This is a genomic window from Paracoccus sp. R12_2, from assembly GCF_017744015.1.
Classification (GTDB): domain Bacteria; phylum Pseudomonadota; class Alphaproteobacteria; order Rhodobacterales; family Rhodobacteraceae; genus Paracoccus.
On the sequence record NZ_JAGHRA010000003.1, the window covers coordinates 180,303 to 195,537 of the forward strand.

General features: G+C 63.6%; 16 protein-coding genes and 1 tRNA gene. 7 read left to right on the plus strand and 10 right to left on the minus strand.

What is annotated here, in order from left to right; all coding sequences use genetic code 11:
- Position 1 precedes the first annotated feature (1 nt).
- The 3 genes from J7359_RS05230 to clpS are packed head-to-tail and all read right to left on the minus strand — an operon-like array spanning position 2 to position 2,145.
- Positions 2-808 (minus strand): SDR family oxidoreductase, encoded by an 807-nt coding sequence (locus tag J7359_RS05230; RefSeq protein WP_209055489.1) that lies wholly within the window; start codon positions 806-808, stop codon positions 2-4.
- A complete protein-coding gene (locus J7359_RS05235; RefSeq protein WP_209055490.1) occupies positions 805-1,812 on the minus strand; it encodes a class I SAM-dependent methyltransferase in 1,008 nt (335 codons plus the stop codon). Before J7359_RS05235 ends, J7359_RS05230 begins: the two co-directional genes overlap by 4 nt.
- 3 nt (positions 1,813-1,815) lie before the next feature.
- On the minus strand, positions 1,816-2,145 hold the full coding sequence (gene clpS / locus J7359_RS05240; protein WP_209055491.1) for an ATP-dependent Clp protease adapter ClpS: 330 nt from the start codon (positions 2,143-2,145) through the stop codon (positions 1,816-1,818).
- Positions 2,146-2,444: 299 nt separating this feature from the next.
- Here clpS and J7359_RS05245 point away from each other — a divergent pair, with 299 nt between their 5' ends.
- Positions 2,445-4,109 carry a D-alanyl-D-alanine carboxypeptidase family protein gene (locus tag J7359_RS05245; protein WP_209055648.1) on the plus strand — a complete coding sequence of 555 codons (1,665 nt, stop codon included), beginning with the start codon at positions 2,445-2,447 and terminating at the stop codon, positions 4,107-4,109.
- Between the two features lie 77 nt (positions 4,110-4,186).
- Positions 4,187-4,345: a hypothetical protein gene (locus J7359_RS05250; RefSeq protein WP_209055492.1), complete on the plus strand. Its 159-nt coding sequence runs from the start codon at positions 4,187-4,189 to the stop codon at positions 4,343-4,345.
- A 190-nt stretch (positions 4,346-4,535) separates the two neighbouring features.
- Here J7359_RS05250 and J7359_RS05255 read toward each other — a convergent pair.
- Positions 4,536-4,619 (minus strand) — tRNA-Tyr (locus J7359_RS05255).
- A 122-nt stretch (positions 4,620-4,741) separates the two neighbouring features.
- Between J7359_RS05255 and rlmB the strand changes: the two genes are divergently transcribed.
- The 3 genes from rlmB to J7359_RS05270 all read left to right on the plus strand — a co-directional run bounded on the left by rlmB (position 4,742) and on the right by J7359_RS05270 (position 6,690).
- Entirely contained in the window at positions 4,742-5,545 is an 804-nt protein-coding gene (rlmB, locus tag J7359_RS05260) for a 23S rRNA (guanosine(2251)-2'-O)-methyltransferase RlmB (protein ID WP_209055493.1), read from the plus strand.
- Positions 5,546-5,630: 85 nt separating this feature from the next.
- Positions 5,631-6,044 (plus strand): YHS domain-containing (seleno)protein, encoded by a 414-nt coding sequence (locus tag J7359_RS05265; protein WP_209055494.1) that lies wholly within the window; start codon positions 5,631-5,633, stop codon positions 6,042-6,044.
- 214 nt (positions 6,045-6,258) lie between these two features.
- Positions 6,259-6,690: a CoA-binding protein gene (locus J7359_RS05270; RefSeq protein ID WP_209055495.1), complete on the plus strand. Its 432-nt coding sequence runs from the start codon at positions 6,259-6,261 to the stop codon at positions 6,688-6,690.
- 81 nt (positions 6,691-6,771) lie between these two features.
- Here J7359_RS05270 and J7359_RS05275 read toward each other — a convergent pair whose 3' ends face one another.
- The 6 genes from J7359_RS05275 to J7359_RS05300 form a co-directional block, all read right to left on the minus strand.
- The gene (locus tag J7359_RS05275) at positions 6,772-8,799 is read right to left on the minus strand and encodes an OmpA family protein (protein WP_209055496.1); all 2,028 of its coding nucleotides are present in this window, start codon (positions 8,797-8,799) and stop codon (positions 6,772-6,774) included.
- A gap of 200 nt (positions 8,800-8,999) precedes the next feature.
- Positions 9,000-9,842 carry a ferredoxin--NADP reductase gene (locus J7359_RS05280; RefSeq protein WP_209055497.1) on the minus strand — a complete coding sequence of 281 codons (843 nt, stop codon included), beginning with the start codon at positions 9,840-9,842 and terminating at the stop codon, positions 9,000-9,002.
- Between the two features lie 52 nt (positions 9,843-9,894).
- Positions 9,895-10,281 (minus strand): DUF934 domain-containing protein, encoded by a 387-nt coding sequence (locus J7359_RS05285; protein WP_209055498.1) that lies wholly within the window; start codon positions 10,279-10,281, stop codon positions 9,895-9,897.
- Entirely contained in the window at positions 10,278-11,009 is a 732-nt protein-coding gene (locus J7359_RS05290) for a phosphoadenylyl-sulfate reductase (protein WP_209055499.1), read from the minus strand. Before J7359_RS05290 ends, J7359_RS05285 begins: the two co-directional genes overlap by 4 nt.
- Positions 11,002-12,660, minus strand: coding sequence for a nitrite/sulfite reductase (locus tag J7359_RS05295; RefSeq protein WP_209055500.1), 1,659 nt, complete (start codon positions 12,658-12,660; stop codon positions 11,002-11,004). The genes J7359_RS05290 and J7359_RS05295 overlap by 8 nt, the downstream gene beginning before the upstream one ends.
- Entirely contained in the window at positions 12,653-12,982 is a 330-nt protein-coding gene (locus tag J7359_RS05300) for a DUF2849 domain-containing protein (protein WP_209055501.1), read from the minus strand. The genes J7359_RS05295 and J7359_RS05300 overlap by 8 nt, the downstream gene beginning before the upstream one ends.
- 100 nt (positions 12,983-13,082) lie before the next feature.
- Between J7359_RS05300 and J7359_RS05305 the strand changes: the two genes are divergently transcribed.
- Positions 13,083-13,601, plus strand: coding sequence for an Lrp/AsnC family transcriptional regulator (locus J7359_RS05305; RefSeq protein WP_209055502.1), 519 nt, complete (start codon positions 13,083-13,085; stop codon positions 13,599-13,601).
- 292 nt (positions 13,602-13,893) lie between these two features.
- Positions 13,894-15,225: an integrase family protein gene (locus J7359_RS05310; RefSeq protein ID WP_209055503.1), complete on the plus strand. Its 1,332-nt coding sequence runs from the start codon at positions 13,894-13,896 to the stop codon at positions 15,223-15,225.
- Positions 15,226-15,235 lie beyond the last annotated feature (10 nt).

Here is a 15,235-nt window from a genome sequence, read left to right on the forward strand (position 1 = left end):
GCTACAGATCCTGCGCCGTGACCGGGTCGGCAAGGCTGCGCCCGCCATCGACCGTGACGATCTGCCCGGTGATGAAGCGCGCGCCTTCGCTGGCCAGATAATGCACCGTGTCGGCCAGTTCGTCAGCCGACGCGATGCGGCCCAGGGGCGTGCCGTCGATGATCTGCTGACGCATATCGGCGTCCTCCTTCAGCGCACATTTCAGTTCGTGCGACATGATGCTGCTGAAACGCACTCCGTTCACCCGGATCCGGTGCGGCGCCAGCGCCAGCGCCAGCCCGCGCGTCGCCTGTTCCTGCGCCGCGCATGCAATGGAATAGCCCAGCATCGCGGGCACCGGGCGCGACGCCGCCAGCGTCGAGACATTCACGATCGATCCGGCCTGCACGATATCGGGCTGGCCTTCGCTTTGCTTGATCATCCGCTTGGCGACCATCTGCGACAGCCGCAGCCCGGCGATCATGTTCTGGCGCAGCATTTCTTCCAGAATTCCGGGATCGGTGTCCAGCGGGTCCGATCCCTTCACGAAACGATGCGCGTTCACAAGGATATCGACACGATCATAGGCATCCAGCGTCGCCGACAGCAGGTTGGCCATGACCAGTTTTTCACAGATGTCGCCGGGAAAATCCAGAACTTGCGGATTGTCCTTGCCATGGTCCGACACCACCCGGTCCAGACCTTCCTCGTCGGCATCGGTGAAGACGACATTCGCGCCGCGTTCGACAAGGTTCTGGGCGACGGCAAGGCCGATGCCCCGGGCCGCGCCGGTGACGATGGCGGTCTTGCCCTGAATGGACAGGCTCATTTCCGGCCTCCCTTGCGGTTTGCCGGGCGTCCGGCACCGCTGGCTTCGATGACCTTGAAGCGATTGTCGCCGCCGATCTCTGCGATCTGCGCGAAATGATCGGCAAGCACGTTCTCGTACGGCAAGTGACGGTTCGCGACCATCCACAACCGGCCCGCGCCGGTCAGCAATCGCGCCGCCGACGCAATGAACGCGGCGCCCAGTCTGGGATCGGCGTCGCGCCCCAGATGAAACGGCGGGTTCATGATGACCCCGTTCACCGGTTCGGGCAGCACGAAGTCGCGTGCGTCGGCCCAGTGAAACCTGGCGCGCGGATCGTCGATATTGTCGCGCGCAGATTCCAGCGCATCGTGATCGGCCTCGACAAGATGCACGATCTCGACACCGGAATGGGACAGGGCCTGCGCGGCAAGCCAGCCCCAGCCCGCGCCCAGATCGACCAACCGCGTCGGCAGCCTGTCGGGAAGATGCCTCGCCAGCAGCGCCGAACCCGGATCGATGCCGTTTGCCGAGAAGACACCCGGTCGGGTGACAAAGCCCGGCGCGGCCTGATGTGGTTCCGCGGCCCAGTCCGCAGGCAGCCAGTCGCCCTGCGGCACGGTCACCCGGAAGATCTTGCCATGCGCCTTGCTGTGAACCTCATCGACATCGGCAAGCCCGCGCATCTCCTTCAGCATCGAATCGATGCCATCCGTCTTCTGCCCGTCGATCCACAGCGATGCGCCTGCGGGAAGGCCGCTGGCGGCGTCCGCGATCCACGCACGCGCCTGCGACTTGGCGCGGGGCAGCACGACGATGGCCGTGTCGAATTCCCCCTCGACCTGCGGCGACACCTGCCAGCCCTGCGCGGACAGCGCCCGGTGATCCGGGAAGTGTCCCTGCCGGATCCGCGTCGCGGAAGGATCAAGGCCCGCAAGGTCGCTGTCGGCACGGGCGCCAACGACCAGAACCCTGCCCTCGGGGCTGCCGGCCGGGAAGGCCAGCGCGAATCTTGATCCCGACACGGGTTACTCTTTTTCCATGGTGCATTGCAGCGGGTGCTGCTGGCGGCGCGCAAGTTCCATGACCTGAGCCACCTTGGTTTCCGCAATCTCGTGCGAGAACACACCGACCACCGCGACACCCTTGCGATGCACGGTCAGCATGATCTCGATGGCTTGCGCGTGGGTCATGTTGAAAAGCCGTTCAAGAACATGGACGACGAACTCCATCGGTGTGAAGTCATCATTCAGCATCAGCACCTTGTACAGGGGCGGCCGCTGCGGTTTCGTGCGCGGCTTGACGGCCAGTTCGATCTGGTCGTCGGGCTTGTCGCTGTCGGTCATCCAATGCGTCATCGCGTCATGTTCCGGCCGTCTTGGGGCCTGCTGCAAGAATTTCCGGGCCGCGACCAGGGCAGCCCGTTCGCGTTGAAATATAGTCGATTCTGCCGTGGATGAAAGCCCCGCAACTGCCGCAGGCGCCCACGGACGGCACGCAGGCAAAATAAGTCAAATGCAAGGTTTCACGCGCAATATACTCATGCTATTATCGTTTTATCAACGACGGGTGTGCGACAAAAGATACACCTGCACGAGGCAGAGAGACCGCGACAGTGACCCGATTTCCCCTGACAGCCCGGCTGTGGGCATTCATCATGCTGGCCGTCCTGATGCCGGTCAGCCTTTCGGCGGCACCGTTTGCCGCCTATGTGATGGACGCACGCACCGGTCAACCGATCTACAAGCAAAACGCCGATACCAAGCTTCATCCGGCGTCCCTGACAAAGATGATGACCCTGTATCTGGCGTTCACCGCGATCGAACGCGGCCAGGTGCGTCTGGATTCGAAGTTCCCGGTGTCGTCCAACGCCGCGGCCGAGCCGCCCTCGAAGCTGGGCCTCCGGGCCGGGCAGAAGATCGAGCTGCGCTATCTGCTACGCGCCGCCGCGATCAAGTCGGCCAACGACGCAGCGACAGCGATCGGCGAGGGTCTGGCCGGATCCGAAACCGCGTTCGCGCAACAGATGACGGCGATGGCGCGGGCACTTGGAATGCGCAACACGCAATTCAAGAACGCGAACGGCCTGACGCAGGAAGGCCACTATTCGACCGCCCATGACATGAGCATTCTGGGGCGGCACCTGTTCTACGATTTTCCCCAGTATTACAACCTGTTCTCGCGCCGCTCGGCCGATGCAGGGATCGCCAAGGTCTCATCGACGAACAAGCGTTTCCTTGATGCCTATTCCGGCGCGGACGGGATCAAGACAGGCTATACGCGCGCCGCCGGCTTCAACCTGACCGCCTCGGCGCAGCGCGGCAAGAAAAGACTGATCGCAACAGTCTTCGGGGGCACCTCGACCGCGCAGCGCAATCAGACAATGGCGCAGCTGCTGGATTCGGGCTTCAGCCGCGTTCCCAACCGTGTGCGCGAAACCCGCCCCGCCCCGCCCAAGCTTGTGGCGCAGCAGAAGGTCGTGCGTCGTGCGCAGGTCCAGCCGAAACCGGCAGCGACACAACCCCAGACGCAACGCCTGGTCCTGAACTCGTCGGAACCGCCGGCTCCGGCAAGCCGTGGCTCGGCGTCAACGGCTGCGGTTGCGACACGCGACGCACTTGCCGCTGCGATGCGCGAGGCGACGAAGGCCGCGCCGTCGCCTGCAGCATCGGCCAGCCGCCTTGCTCTGGCGTCCAGCATCCGGCCTAGGCTGCGGCCAGCCGCTCAGGGGGCCGCCGTGGACGAAGCGGTTGCCAGCGCGGTTGCCTCGGCCGCTGAGCCTGCTGCACAATCGGCCAGCCTTGCCGCACCCGTGCTGGAAGCGTCGATGCGCCCCGCGCGCGCCCCCCGCAGCCGCGAGTCGCAAGGCTCTGCCAGCGTTGCGGCAGTCCAGCCCCGCGACGACGGGCAGGCGGACGCTGTCGCACAGGCGGTCGCCGAGGCGACCGGGCAGGACAACAATTCCCTGTCGCTTCTGGCATCGCCCGCGCCGAAACCCCGATCCGAGACGGTCATCCTGGCGGCGATGGGCGAAGGCGACATCGCCGAACCCGAAGCGCTGGAGATCGTGTCCCGACCGGCAGACAGCGGGCGGCACTGGGGTGTCAATCTGGGCCTCTACCGGTCGCATACGGAAGCCGAAAAGCTGCTGTTGCAAACCGCCCTGCAAGACGGAACGGTGCTTGAAGGGGCAAATCGCCGCATCGCCGACACGCTGCGCGGTTTCGAGGCGAACTTCGTGAACCTGTCGAAATCTGACGCGCAACTGGCGTGCGAGCGACTGAAGGCCCGTTCGCAGACCTGCCGCGTGGTTGGCCCCTGATCCGACCGGACTGTCGTTCACAAAATCAAAGGGGCGTCGCGATGCAAATGCGCGGCGCCCCTGTCATATAGAAGGCCATGAAGCCTTGGCTGATCATCGCGACGCGACCAGCCGCCTCCAGCCCATCAATCCACGCATTTCCACAAAAACGATGTCTGCAAGTGCCGTGGCATGACCCGCAGCGGATCATGCGAATGCTCGGTGCCGGCTTTGAAAAAAGAGATGCGCGTGCCTGACGAGACGCGGTCGTCCTGACATCTTCGTGCAGCGTTTCGACCCGACATCGGCAGAACGAGATCGAACGTCGATCACCGCCCGCGGAATTGGAAGAACCTGCGATGCTATAGATTGGCCGGGGATAACGCTCTGGCAAGTTGCTGATCTGTGGCGTCAGACCACCAGATTATCCTATCATTTCAAGGATAATGGTGGGCGACCCTGGAATCGAACCAGGCATGGGTCTCCCCGGCGGAGTTACAGTCCGCTGCCGCACCTTGCAGCACGTCGCCCGCCGAACGCCGTCGGCGTGGGGGCGTGATTAGCTGCCTCGGTCGGGGGCGTCAAGCGGATTTCCGGGTCTTGCGCGAACGCGTCTGCACGCGCAGAGAGGAAGGCGACAACAGGAGATTTCGATGGCAGGCAAAGAGTCGAAGCCGCAGAAACCCGCATGGGTGATCGACAAGGAACGAAGCCGGCGCGCTGCGGCCGCCGAGACGGTCTGGATGTTCGGCCTGCACGCGGTTCGCGACGCGCTTGCCAACCCGGCCCGTCAGAAACTGCGCCTGGTCGTGACGCGCAACGCGCTGGACCGGTTGGGCGATCTGTTCGGCATGACGCCCGAAATCACCGATCCGCGCGTCTTCGGCAAGACCGTGCCCCTTGCGCCCGACAGCGTGCATCAGGGCGCGGCGCTTGAGGTGCGGCCGCTGAAATGGGGCAGTCTCAGCGAAGTCGTCCTGCGCGAGGTGCCGGGCGAGACCCGGCCGCTGCTGGTTGCGCTGGATCGCGTCACCGATCCGCACAATATCGGTGCGATCCTGAGATCCGCAGAGGTGTTCGGCGCACGCGCCGTCATCGCGCCCGCGCGGCATTCCGCCCCGGAAACGGGCGCATTGGCCAAGACCGCCTCGGGCGCGCTGGAACGGCAGCCCTATCTGCGGGTGCCCAACCTGGCCGAGGCGCTGTCGCAGCTGAAAGGCATGGGATTCACGCTGATCGGCCTTGATGGCACTGCGACCGACACCCTTCCCGACCTGCTGTCCGACCTGAAGGGGCGCGCGATCTGTCTGGTCATGGGATCCGAGGGGCCGGGAATGCGCGACCTGACGATGAAGAACTGCGATCATCTTGCCCGTATCCCGTTCGCGGCCGATTTCGGGTCGCTGAACGTCTCGAACGCCGCGGCAGTCGCGTTGTATGCCGCCGGCCGATCCTAGCATCACTTCGCTGCGACATCGGCATGGCGACGTTGAGAATCACCTTCGGGCCTGCCATTTAGGCTGATAGCCCGAAAGTACCCGCATGAAGACCGCTGCCCTGTCACTTCTGATCACCCTGCTGAGCCCGCCCGTTGGCGCGATGGCGCAGGATTGGGCGTTAGGCGGCTTTGACGCGGTTGCATCCCGTGGCGCGGGCCACGCGGTTCCCGGCCGAAGCGATGTCGTGACGATGTGGAAGGGAAAGCTGTGGCATTTCGCGACCGAGGACAATCGTGCACGATTCGAAGCAGACCCACGCGCCTACGCGCCCGGATTCGCAGGGTTCTGCCCGATGTCCCTGTCCGAGGGACGGCGCGAAAAGGGCAATCCCCGGCATGTCGTGGTGATCGGCAAACACCTGTATCTGATGCGATCAGAGGCAGCCGCGCGCAGAATACTTGCCGCCCCGCGGAAGACGCTTGAGAAAGCAAAGCAGAACTGGCGAAAACTGAAATGACAATCGTGAACCCGTGATTCAGAATCACGAATTCGCGACAGATCTGGAACTTTGGGCGGGTGATGCTCATTTGTCTAACAGAACATGACCCCGGAACGGTCATGTTCGGATCACTGTCCCTCGTTCCGCGACTTGCGCCCGGCCGGATTTCTGGACCGGGCGCCTTTTCTATGTCAGGTTGCTGCAACCTGTGGATGAGGTAGGGAGGCTCGCCATGGACATTGATCTTGACGACGACGAGGACATCGCGCGGATTGCGAGATCCACGAAAGTCATTGCGATGGTTGGCCTTTCACCCAGGGAAGATCGGCCAAGCTGGGGCGTTGCGCGCTACCTTCAGGCGCAGGGCTATCGGGTCATTCCGGTCAACCCGAATCATGCGGGAACGAACATTCTGGATGAACGGGTCTATGGCGATCTGTCTGACATCCCGGCTGACGCCGGCGTCGAGATGGTAGATATCTTTCGCCGTTCAGAGGCGGTCGCGGGGATCGTGGACGAAGCCCTTGCCTGCCTGCCCGATCTGCGGGTGATCTGGACGCAGTTGGGCGTCCGCGATGACGCAGCCGCCGCCAAGGCGGTCAAGCGGGGCATCACGGTCGTTCAGAATCGCTGCCCGAAGATCGAGTTTCCGCGACACCTCTGACACAACGCCCGATCGCAGATAGAAAAGGCCCCGACAGGATCTGCGGGGCCTTCGTGATGTCTGGGGTCGTTCCCCGTTGCGCTAGCGGCTGTCGGCGACCTGCAGCAGGTCGGTGACGCGCCGCACGGCGACGCGGCGATTGTCCCTGACATCCCCTTCGGCGCGCACCTTGAGAAACTGTTCTCCGTAGCCCTGCACGACAAGGTTTTCCGGCGGGACATCGAAATACTCGGTCAGTGCAAGCGCCACGGATTCGGCGCGCCGATCGGACAGGGCAAGGTTCACGACGTCGGGACCGACGGTATCGGTGTATCCCTCGATCATGAAGATCTCGCGCGGGTTCTCGGCCACCGCGGTGCCGATCGCCGCCCCCAGTGAGGACAGCTGCGCGGCCTGATCGGGACGAAGCGCCGCAGATCCGGTGTCGAACGTGATCGCATCCAGATCAAGCGGCGCGGCAAGCGAACGAACCTCGGGGATGTTCCGGATCTGGCCCAGTGTGAAGCGCCGATCGATCGACGTTTCCCGGCGCAGCGCCTCGCGCAGCGCGGCCTGATCCATGTCGGCATCGTTGCGCGAGGCAGGGGCCGGAACGGGACGCGGCAGAGAGGCGATATCGACGGGTGGAACCGTCTCGGTGTCGTCGATCAGCCGTGTGCTGCGACCATCCGCCGAAATCAGCGTTCGGCGCAGGATACGCAGATCCGCGTCACGGATCGTCACGACCTTGCTGCCATCCGGACGCGTCACGATGGTCCTGGAAGACCCGTCGTCGAAATTCTCGGTCGTCACGTTCGATCCAGGCTGCCGCAGCAGGACCGTTTCGTCCTTGACCACTTCGTGACTGCCGTCAGGACGCGTAAAGACGACCCGATCCGGGCTGCTGAGTGCGACCTGACGATTGTTGTTCAGCATCGATCCGACCGCCAGGGCCCCTGCCCCCAACAGCAACGCCTTGACCAGATCGTTGTCGTCGTCGTCATCCTTGCGCGCGCGATCACGCGGCGCCTGTCCCGAGGTCTGCGCCAAGACATCGCGCAAACTGGTCGAGAAATCCTGAGAGGAACTGCGCCTGTTTTCCCGGGTGATCCGCTGTTCCCTGAAGTCACGCCGTGTCTGCCAGTCATCCAGCGCCTGTGCCAAGGCTGCGCGGGTCTCTCTGGCGGCTTCTTTCGCGGCCTGATTGCCGCGTCGGTCGCTGTCGTTCGACCCGCGCGCCACCATCTTTCCATCGCCTTCGGCGCGATAGGTCTGGGCGTTCTTCGGTGCAAGGCGATAGCCGTCGCCATCCCGTTCCAGAACGACGCCGCGCGGCGTCATGACCCGCGTGCCCCGCGCGCAGGGAAAGCTGCCGCCCGACACGCAGGACAAACGATCCTCGGTCAGACCCGACGCGATTTCCTGATCCAGAACCTTGCTGAGACCGGCCATCTGACCGGCGCGTTGCTTGGCGGACTGCGATCCGGCGCGACCGACCCGGCTGTTCGCCGCGGCAGCCTTTCGCCGATCATCGCGGTCCCGGGCACGTTCCGCTTCGCGGGCCTTTTCCCGGGCCTTGTCTTCCTGACGCTGCGCCTGTTGCTTGCGCTGCTTGGCCTTTCGCGCGGCCTCGACCTGAGCATCTTTCTTCTTTCCCGCAGATGCCTTGTCGCGCCGATCCTCTTTCGGCTTCGTTCCCTTGCCTTCCTTGACCTTCTGGCGTTCGTCGTGCTTCCCGTTGCCCGAATGCTGCTTTGCGGGCTTCGCGTTCTGGTCACGGTCGGGCCGGTCGGCGTGTTTCTTACCCTGGCCTTCGGACTGCTGCTTGGCTTTCTTCTTGCCGCCGTCCTTGTTCTTGTCAGCCTTGCCCTTGTCGCGTGACTTGGCCTTTTCGGCCTTGGCCTTGGCGGCTTCTTCCTTCTTCTTGCGCTCGGCCTTCATCAGCTGCTTGCGCAGATCCTCGTCGATCCCCTGAAGATCCTTCGCCGACTGCGCCAGCAGCACGGGCTCGCCGGCGGCGGTGATCGGCGCCGACGGGGCCGAAGGCCATCCCTGGGCCTGCACAAGCTGCGGCGCGATCATTGAAAGACATGCGGCCAATGCCGTCGTGTTGTGAACAAGCTTGCGCATGGGTCCCCCTGGCCTATCCCGGAAGTCGGCTTCCGCATTCCTGATCTTCATAACAGGTCGGTCTGGCGTAGGTTCCAAACAACTGCGTGAAGCCCACAGGCAGATAAGCGAAAAAGGGCGAGGCCGTTCTGACCACGCCCGCAATCTGGATCATCTCTGCCTGCCGGGACCGGTCCATCGGTCACAACGAGGTCTTCAACTCAAACGCCGTCTCCGACAAACGCCTTTTCGACGACAAATTCCTTTGGGTCCGAGTTCGCGCCCTCGCGCAGCCCGAAACCCTCCAGCACCGCCTTGACATCGACGTTAAAGGCCAGGCTGCCGCAGATCATCGCACGGTCGGTCTCTGGCGAAATCGGCGGCAGACCCAGATCCTCGAAAACCTTGCCCGAGGTCAGGTTATCGGTGATCCGGCCCATGAAGGGCGATTGTCCGCGCGTGGTGGTCGGGTAATACAGCAGCCGCTTGGCGAAATCCTCGCCATACAGCTCACCCAACAGCGGATCGTGCTTCAGGTTCTCGACCAGTTCCCGGCCATAGGTCAGTTCGTCTGCGTTGCGGCAGGTATGCATCATCACGACCTGCTCGTACCGCTCATAGGTCTCGGGGTCGCGCATCAGGCTGGCGAAGGGTGCAACGCCCGTGCCGGTGGCCAGAAACCACAGACGCTTGCCGGGCAGCAGTGCATCAAGGACAAGCGTGCCGACCGGCTTTGGCCGCAGGATGATCTGGTCGCCCGGCTGGATATGCTGCAGGCGGCTGGTCAGCGGCCCGTCCTGAACCTTGATCGAATAGAACTCCAGTTCGTCGTCCCAGTTCGGCGAGGCAATCGAATAGGCCCGCAGGATCGGCTTTCCATTGTCGCCCGGCAGGCCGATCATCACGAATTCACCCGACCGGAAACGCAGACTGGCAGGCCGCGTCACCCGGAACGAGAACAGCTTGTCCGTCCAGTGCGTGACCGAGGTCACGGTCTGCGCGTCGGGAATGGTCTTCTTGGTCGTGTTCGGTGCGGCGTCGGCCACGGTCAGGTCCAGCGTCATGTCTTATTTCCTGAATGTCTTAGGCGATCTGCGGGCGATGTGAAAGGGTCGCTCAGCCGGCAAGGCGCGACCGATGGTCCCACGCCTGCCAGTCGGCACGTGCCAGCCATTGATCCTGCGGCTGGCGTGCGGCGATGTCCGGCGCAACCTCGACCTCGTCGAAACCGACGCGCCGGGCCATTGCATACTGGTCGGCTATCAGCCGGCCGGTGGCACGCAGGCGGCCCCGATACCCCAGTTCACGCAGGCGACGGGCCAGGCTGAATCCGCGCCCGTCCGTGAAGGCCGGGAAGTCAATCGCCAACAGCGCGCAATGCAGATGATCGGCCAGATCCTCGGGCGCCGTGTCCGGGGCAAGGGTGATTTCCGCCTCGCTGTCCAGCGGATGAAACCCGTCATCGCGGACAACGATCCGCTGGCTGTTCAACTGATCGGTCATGCCGAAACCTTTCCGCGGACCATGCGCCCGCCGATGAAATGAATGCCGCATTCGGTCTTGTCGCTGCCACGCCAGCGACCGGCGCGCGGGTCCTCACCCGGCTTCACCGGCGAGGTGCAGGGCGCGCACCCGATCGAAGGATACCCCTTCGCGACCAGCGGATGGCGCGGCAGGTTGTTCTCGATCATGTATTCCTGCACGTCCTCGGGCCGCCAATGGGCCAACGGATTGACGCGCAGGCGAGTGGGCGGCTCGGGCTCAAAGAACTCCAGCGCGGCACGCTGGCCGTTCTGGAACCTCTTGCGGCCGGTGATCCATGCATCGAACCCCGACAGCGCCTGTTCCAGCGGCACCGTCTTGCGCAGGTCGCAGCAGGCATCCTGATTGAACTTGTGCAGCGTGCCATCAGGGTCATGGCGCGCGACCTCGGCCTCATCGGCCCTGATCACGCGCACATCGGTCAGCCCCAGCTTCGCCGCGACCTCGCGCTGATAGGCCAGCGTCTCGGGGAACAGCATCTGCGTGTCGATGAACAGGACCGGCAGCCCGGGTGCCACGACGCTGACCATATGCAGCAGAACCACCGATTCGGATCCGAAAGACGACACCAGCGCGACGCGACCCAGATCCGGGTCGCTGACGGCGCGGCGCAGTACCTCGGTCGCGGCATGATGCCGGTAGCGGTCGTTCAGCCGCCCCGCCCGTGTGTCAAGGCTGCCATCAAGCATCGGTCGTCTCGGGATACAGCGCGGCCTTGAAGGGCGCGGGGCCAAGCCTGCGATAGGCGTCAAGGAAGCGTTCGGATGCATCCTCGCGCACCTCAAGATAGGCACGCAGCAATCGGTCGATGGCAGGCGCGACCTCTTCGGCCGGGAAGCCCGCACCGGCGCGCTGGCCGATGGCCGGGATGTCGTAGCCGTCACCACCAAGCGTGATCTGATAGTTCTCGACCCCGGCGCGATCCAGGCCAAGAATGCCGATATGGCCCAGATGGTGATGCCCGCAGGCATTGATGCAGCCCGAGATGCGGATGTTCAGATTGCCGATCTCGTCCTCCAGGCCGACCGCGCGGAAATGCTCGGCGATCTCTTGCGCGATTGGGATCGACCGTGCGGTCGCCAGCGTGCAGTAATCCATGCCCGGGCAGGCGATGATGTCGCTGGTCAACCCGGCATTCGCAGTCGCCAACCCGGCTTCGCGCAGCGCCAGATACAGCGACGGCAGATCGGATTTGTGCACATGCGGCAGCGCCACGTTCTGGTCATGCATGATGCGCAGATCGTCGTGTCCGTATCTTTCCGCCAGATCTGCCAAAAGCCGCATCTGATCGGCACTTGCATCGCCCGGCGTCGCGCCCGGCGCCTTGAACGTCACGATGACGCTGGCATAGCCGTCGATCCTGTGCGCGTGCAGGTTGGTGTCGGTCCAGCTGCGGAAGGCCGGGTTTGCCTGGCGTTCCGCCTCATAGCCCGCGGCGGGCGCGTTGCGGAACGCCGGGGCGGTGAACCGATCCCTGAAGATCGCCAGCGCCTCGCGGTCCGCACCGTTGAAATCGCGGCGGCGGTGCTGGAATTCCTCTTCGGTCTCGGCCTTGAACACGTCCAGGCCACGTTCGGAGACGGTGATCTTGATGCGCGCCTTGTATTTGTTGTCGCGGCGTCCGGACAGGTTATAGGTGGCGATGATCGCCTCGATATAGGGCAGCAGATCCTCTTCCGGCAGAAAATCCCGGATCACCTGACCCAGCATCGGCGTGCGACCCAGACCGCCCCCGACCCAGACCTCGAACCCGGTCTTTCCGTCCTTTTCGACCAGGCGCACGCCGATATCGTGGGCGGCGACCAGCGCACGGTCGCGCGCACCGCCGGAAATGGCGATCTTGAACTTTCGCGGCAGGAACTGGAATTCGGCGTGGTCCGTGGACCAGCTGCGCAGCAGTTCGGCATAGGGGCGCGGATCGGCAACCTCGTCGGATGCGGCACCGGCGAAGGCGTCGGTCGTCACGTTGCGGATCGTGTTGCCCGAGGTCTGGATGGCGTGCATCCCGACCGAGGCCAGGTCGTCCAGCATGTCCGGGATGTCGACCAGCCGGGGCCAGTTGAACTGGATGTTCTGGCGCGTGGTCCAATGGCCGTAACCCTTGTCGTAGGTCGAGGCCAGATGGGCCAGCATGCGCATCTGATCAGGGCTGATCGTGCCATAGGGAATCGCCACCCGCAGCATGTAGGCATGCAGCTGCAGATAGACCCCGTTCATCAGGCGCAGGGGACGGAATTCCTCTTCCGTAAGGCTACCATCCAGGCGGCGGGCGACCTGGGCGCGGAACTGGGCCGCACGGTGGCGAACATAGTCGGTTTCGACGGGACGGACATCAAACATTGGCGGCCTGCGTTTTGTCGGACTGGATTCCGTGGAAATAGTTGGACGGACCTTTCTGGCGGAAGGCCTCGCGGAAATGGGTGGGCTCGGGACCGTTCGGGCCACGCCGGGCCTCGACGATATAGGGGCCCACGACCCGATCCGATTGCCCGATCGCCTTCAGCATCGCCAGTTCGGCGATGGCTTCGTCCTCGAACAGCGTCGCCTGCGCGGGATCGACCGTCCAGTCATCGTCGCACATCCAGACGTTATGGCCTTCGCGCAGATCGTTCGCGGTGATGACGCCGGGCTTCGCGGCCGTCGGAATGAAGGCTTTGCTCATGGGTTCGGACCTTTCCGTTGGTCCCATCAATATAGAATTTTGTTCTGGCATTTCGCGATAGGGTCAGCAAAATAAGGACAATCAGTCAGAAGAGAGCAGTATGACGGAACAGATTTCGCGCGACGCCACCAGCCCGCAAACGCCTGTCCGCCTTGACGAGGTGGATCGGAAAATCCTGTCCCTGCTGCAGCAGGATGCCAGCCTGTCGCTGGACCAGATCGCCGAGCGTGTCGGCGCATCCAAGACCCCGGTCTGGAACCGCATCCGCAAGCTGCGCGAGGCCGGCGTGATCCGCAGGCAGGTGGCGATTCTGGACCCCGAGGCGCTGGGGCTGGAGGCGTGTTTCTTCGTGCTGATCCGCACCGCCGAGCACGACAAGGATTGGGCAGCGCGCTTTCTGAAGGCCCTGCGCGAACGCCCCGAGGTGATCGAGGCGCATCGGCTGGCGGGCGATATCGACTATATCCTGAAGGTGCAGGTCCGTAACGCCCGCGCCTATGACCGCTTCTACCAGTCACTGATTTCGCAGGTCAGGATCCACAACGTCACCGCCCTGCTGTCGATGGAGGAAATCAAGGCGACATCGGCCCTGCCGATTGGCGAGGCCGGACGAGACTAGAGAATGCGGAGAAATGGTGCCCGGAGGCGGATTCGAACCACCGACACGCGGATTTTCAATCCTGCCATCGCGTTCATGCTGTGGAATGAGAAATCCGGAGGACTCTTTCTAGGGAATGAAAAATATACTTGTAATCAATGCACTACGGATGTTGGTCGCGACGTGTCAAGCGCATCGCCGTGCCGGGTCGGACTGCGGGTGGTTATTTTGGGGACAAAGTCCGGCGCTGTCTGGTGTCCCCACGGTGTCCCCGATATGCTTCCGTCCATAGTGAAGAGCTGAGGGGCAAGGCGTGGCAAAGGTGGATTTGACGGATCACATGATCAGAAGGCTGGTTGTCGAGACCAGGACGGACTACCCGGACGCCAAGGCCCCGGGGCTGTCCCTGCGCGTCACACCGGCAGGCGCGAAGACCTGGGCCGTCCGTGGGACCTCAGCGGACGGAGCGAAGCAACGGTTGACGATCGGCACTTACCCCGACATGTCGCTTCGAGATGCGCGCGTCCGGGCGGCGTCGGTCCTGGCGGAGATCCGAGGTGCATCGGGAAATCTTAATGCCGCGAAGCGCGAGGCGGCGACCGCGCGGTCGGGAGACCCGACATTGGGCGAGTTGATCGCGGAATACGAAGCTGGCCCCGGTGTTAGCAAAGCGACCTGGGCCAGGACAAAACGCGATTTCGATTCCGAAGCCAGAAAGCGCATCAAAGCCGTCTTCGCGGGTCTCCTTGATCGACGAGTGACCGACATTCCTGATGACGATTTCGCCGATGCGATGATGACGTATGCCCCGAAATCGGGGGCGGAAAAGGCAAATGGCCAGGTTTCGAAAGCCCGGGCCTACTTGATGCCGGTCCTTGACTGGTCGGCGGGCCGCGGAAAGTTCCGGGTGGCCGGAAAGCGTAGACGACCGGTGTTGGACGTGGCTGATATAAGGGACACCCTCGACCCGGCATCGGATGATGAAGAGATTACGGGCACGCGCGACCGGGCGCTGCGCGTCGATGAGCTCAAGAGGATCTGGCCTCTGCTCGTCTACCCCGCTCCCGCGGAGCTCGAGATGAAGGCGCATCCGGATCTCGACATCCGGCCGCTCGCCGTCCGGTTCATCCTGTTAACTGGAGCCCGGTTGGCGGAGGTCTGCGCGACTCGCTGGCGGCACATTGACCGCGATGCGAAGACCTGGTTCAAGCCGAGGGTCAAGTCTGTGCGCGGCGGACTCCGGACGCAGCTGCTGCCCATCCCGGACGCGGTCATCCAGCTGCTCGATGAGATCCCAGATCATCTGGGGCAGGATCCAGATGATCTCGTCTTTCCAAGCTTGGCGGGGACCGAGTTGGGCAACTGGTCACGGATCACCAGCGCCATCATGAAAGCCTCAAGGACGGCAGACTGGCATCGGCACGACCTGCGCCGGACCGCCGCGACAATCATGCGCGCGGCCGGAGTTGAGCTGTCCACAATTGACCGGATTCTGGCGCATCAAACGGACCACCGCCGCGAGGAATCGAGTCGCGCGATCGATGCCTACCTTGCAGACATCGACCTGTCCGGCATCGCCGAGGATCCGCAGCGCAAGGCGCTGGAGCGTCTTGCCGACATCTACGATCGGATCAGCCGGAGCTGACCGGTTGATC

Excerpts from the sequence above, each read along its gene's own strand:
- J7359_RS05230 (WP_209055489.1), bottom strand. The coding sequence starts at position 808 with ATGAGCCTGTCCATTCAGGGCAAGACCGCCATCGTCACCGGCGCGGCC.
- clpS (WP_209055491.1), bottom strand. The coding sequence starts at position 2,145 with ATGACGCATTGGATGACCGACAGCGACAAGCCCGACGACCAGATCGAA.
- J7359_RS05245 (WP_209055648.1), top strand. The coding sequence starts at position 2,445 with ATGCTGGCCGTCCTGATGCCGGTCAGCCTTTCGGCGGCACCGTTTGCC.
- J7359_RS05250 (WP_209055492.1), top strand. The coding sequence starts at position 4,187 with ATGAAGCCTTGGCTGATCATCGCGACGCGACCAGCCGCCTCCAGCCCA.
- rlmB (WP_209055493.1), top strand. The coding sequence starts at position 4,742 with ATGGCAGGCAAAGAGTCGAAGCCGCAGAAACCCGCATGGGTGATCGAC.
- J7359_RS05265 (WP_209055494.1), top strand. The coding sequence starts at position 5,631 with ATGAAGACCGCTGCCCTGTCACTTCTGATCACCCTGCTGAGCCCGCCC.
- J7359_RS05270 (WP_209055495.1), top strand. The coding sequence starts at position 6,259 with ATGGACATTGATCTTGACGACGACGAGGACATCGCGCGGATTGCGAGA.
- J7359_RS05275 (WP_209055496.1), bottom strand. The coding sequence starts at position 8,799 with ATGCGCAAGCTTGTTCACAACACGACGGCATTGGCCGCATGTCTTTCA.
- J7359_RS05280 (WP_209055497.1), bottom strand. The coding sequence starts at position 9,842 with ATGACGCTGGACCTGACCGTGGCCGACGCCGCACCGAACACGACCAAG.
- J7359_RS05285 (WP_209055498.1), bottom strand. The coding sequence starts at position 10,281 with ATGACCGATCAGTTGAACAGCCAGCGGATCGTTGTCCGCGATGACGGG.
- J7359_RS05290 (WP_209055499.1), bottom strand. The coding sequence starts at position 11,009 with ATGCTTGATGGCAGCCTTGACACACGGGCGGGGCGGCTGAACGACCGC.
- J7359_RS05295 (WP_209055500.1), bottom strand. The coding sequence starts at position 12,660 with ATGTTTGATGTCCGTCCCGTCGAAACCGACTATGTTCGCCACCGTGCG.
- J7359_RS05300 (WP_209055501.1), bottom strand. The coding sequence starts at position 12,982 with ATGAGCAAAGCCTTCATTCCGACGGCCGCGAAGCCCGGCGTCATCACC.
- J7359_RS05305 (WP_209055502.1), top strand. The coding sequence starts at position 13,083 with ATGACGGAACAGATTTCGCGCGACGCCACCAGCCCGCAAACGCCTGTC.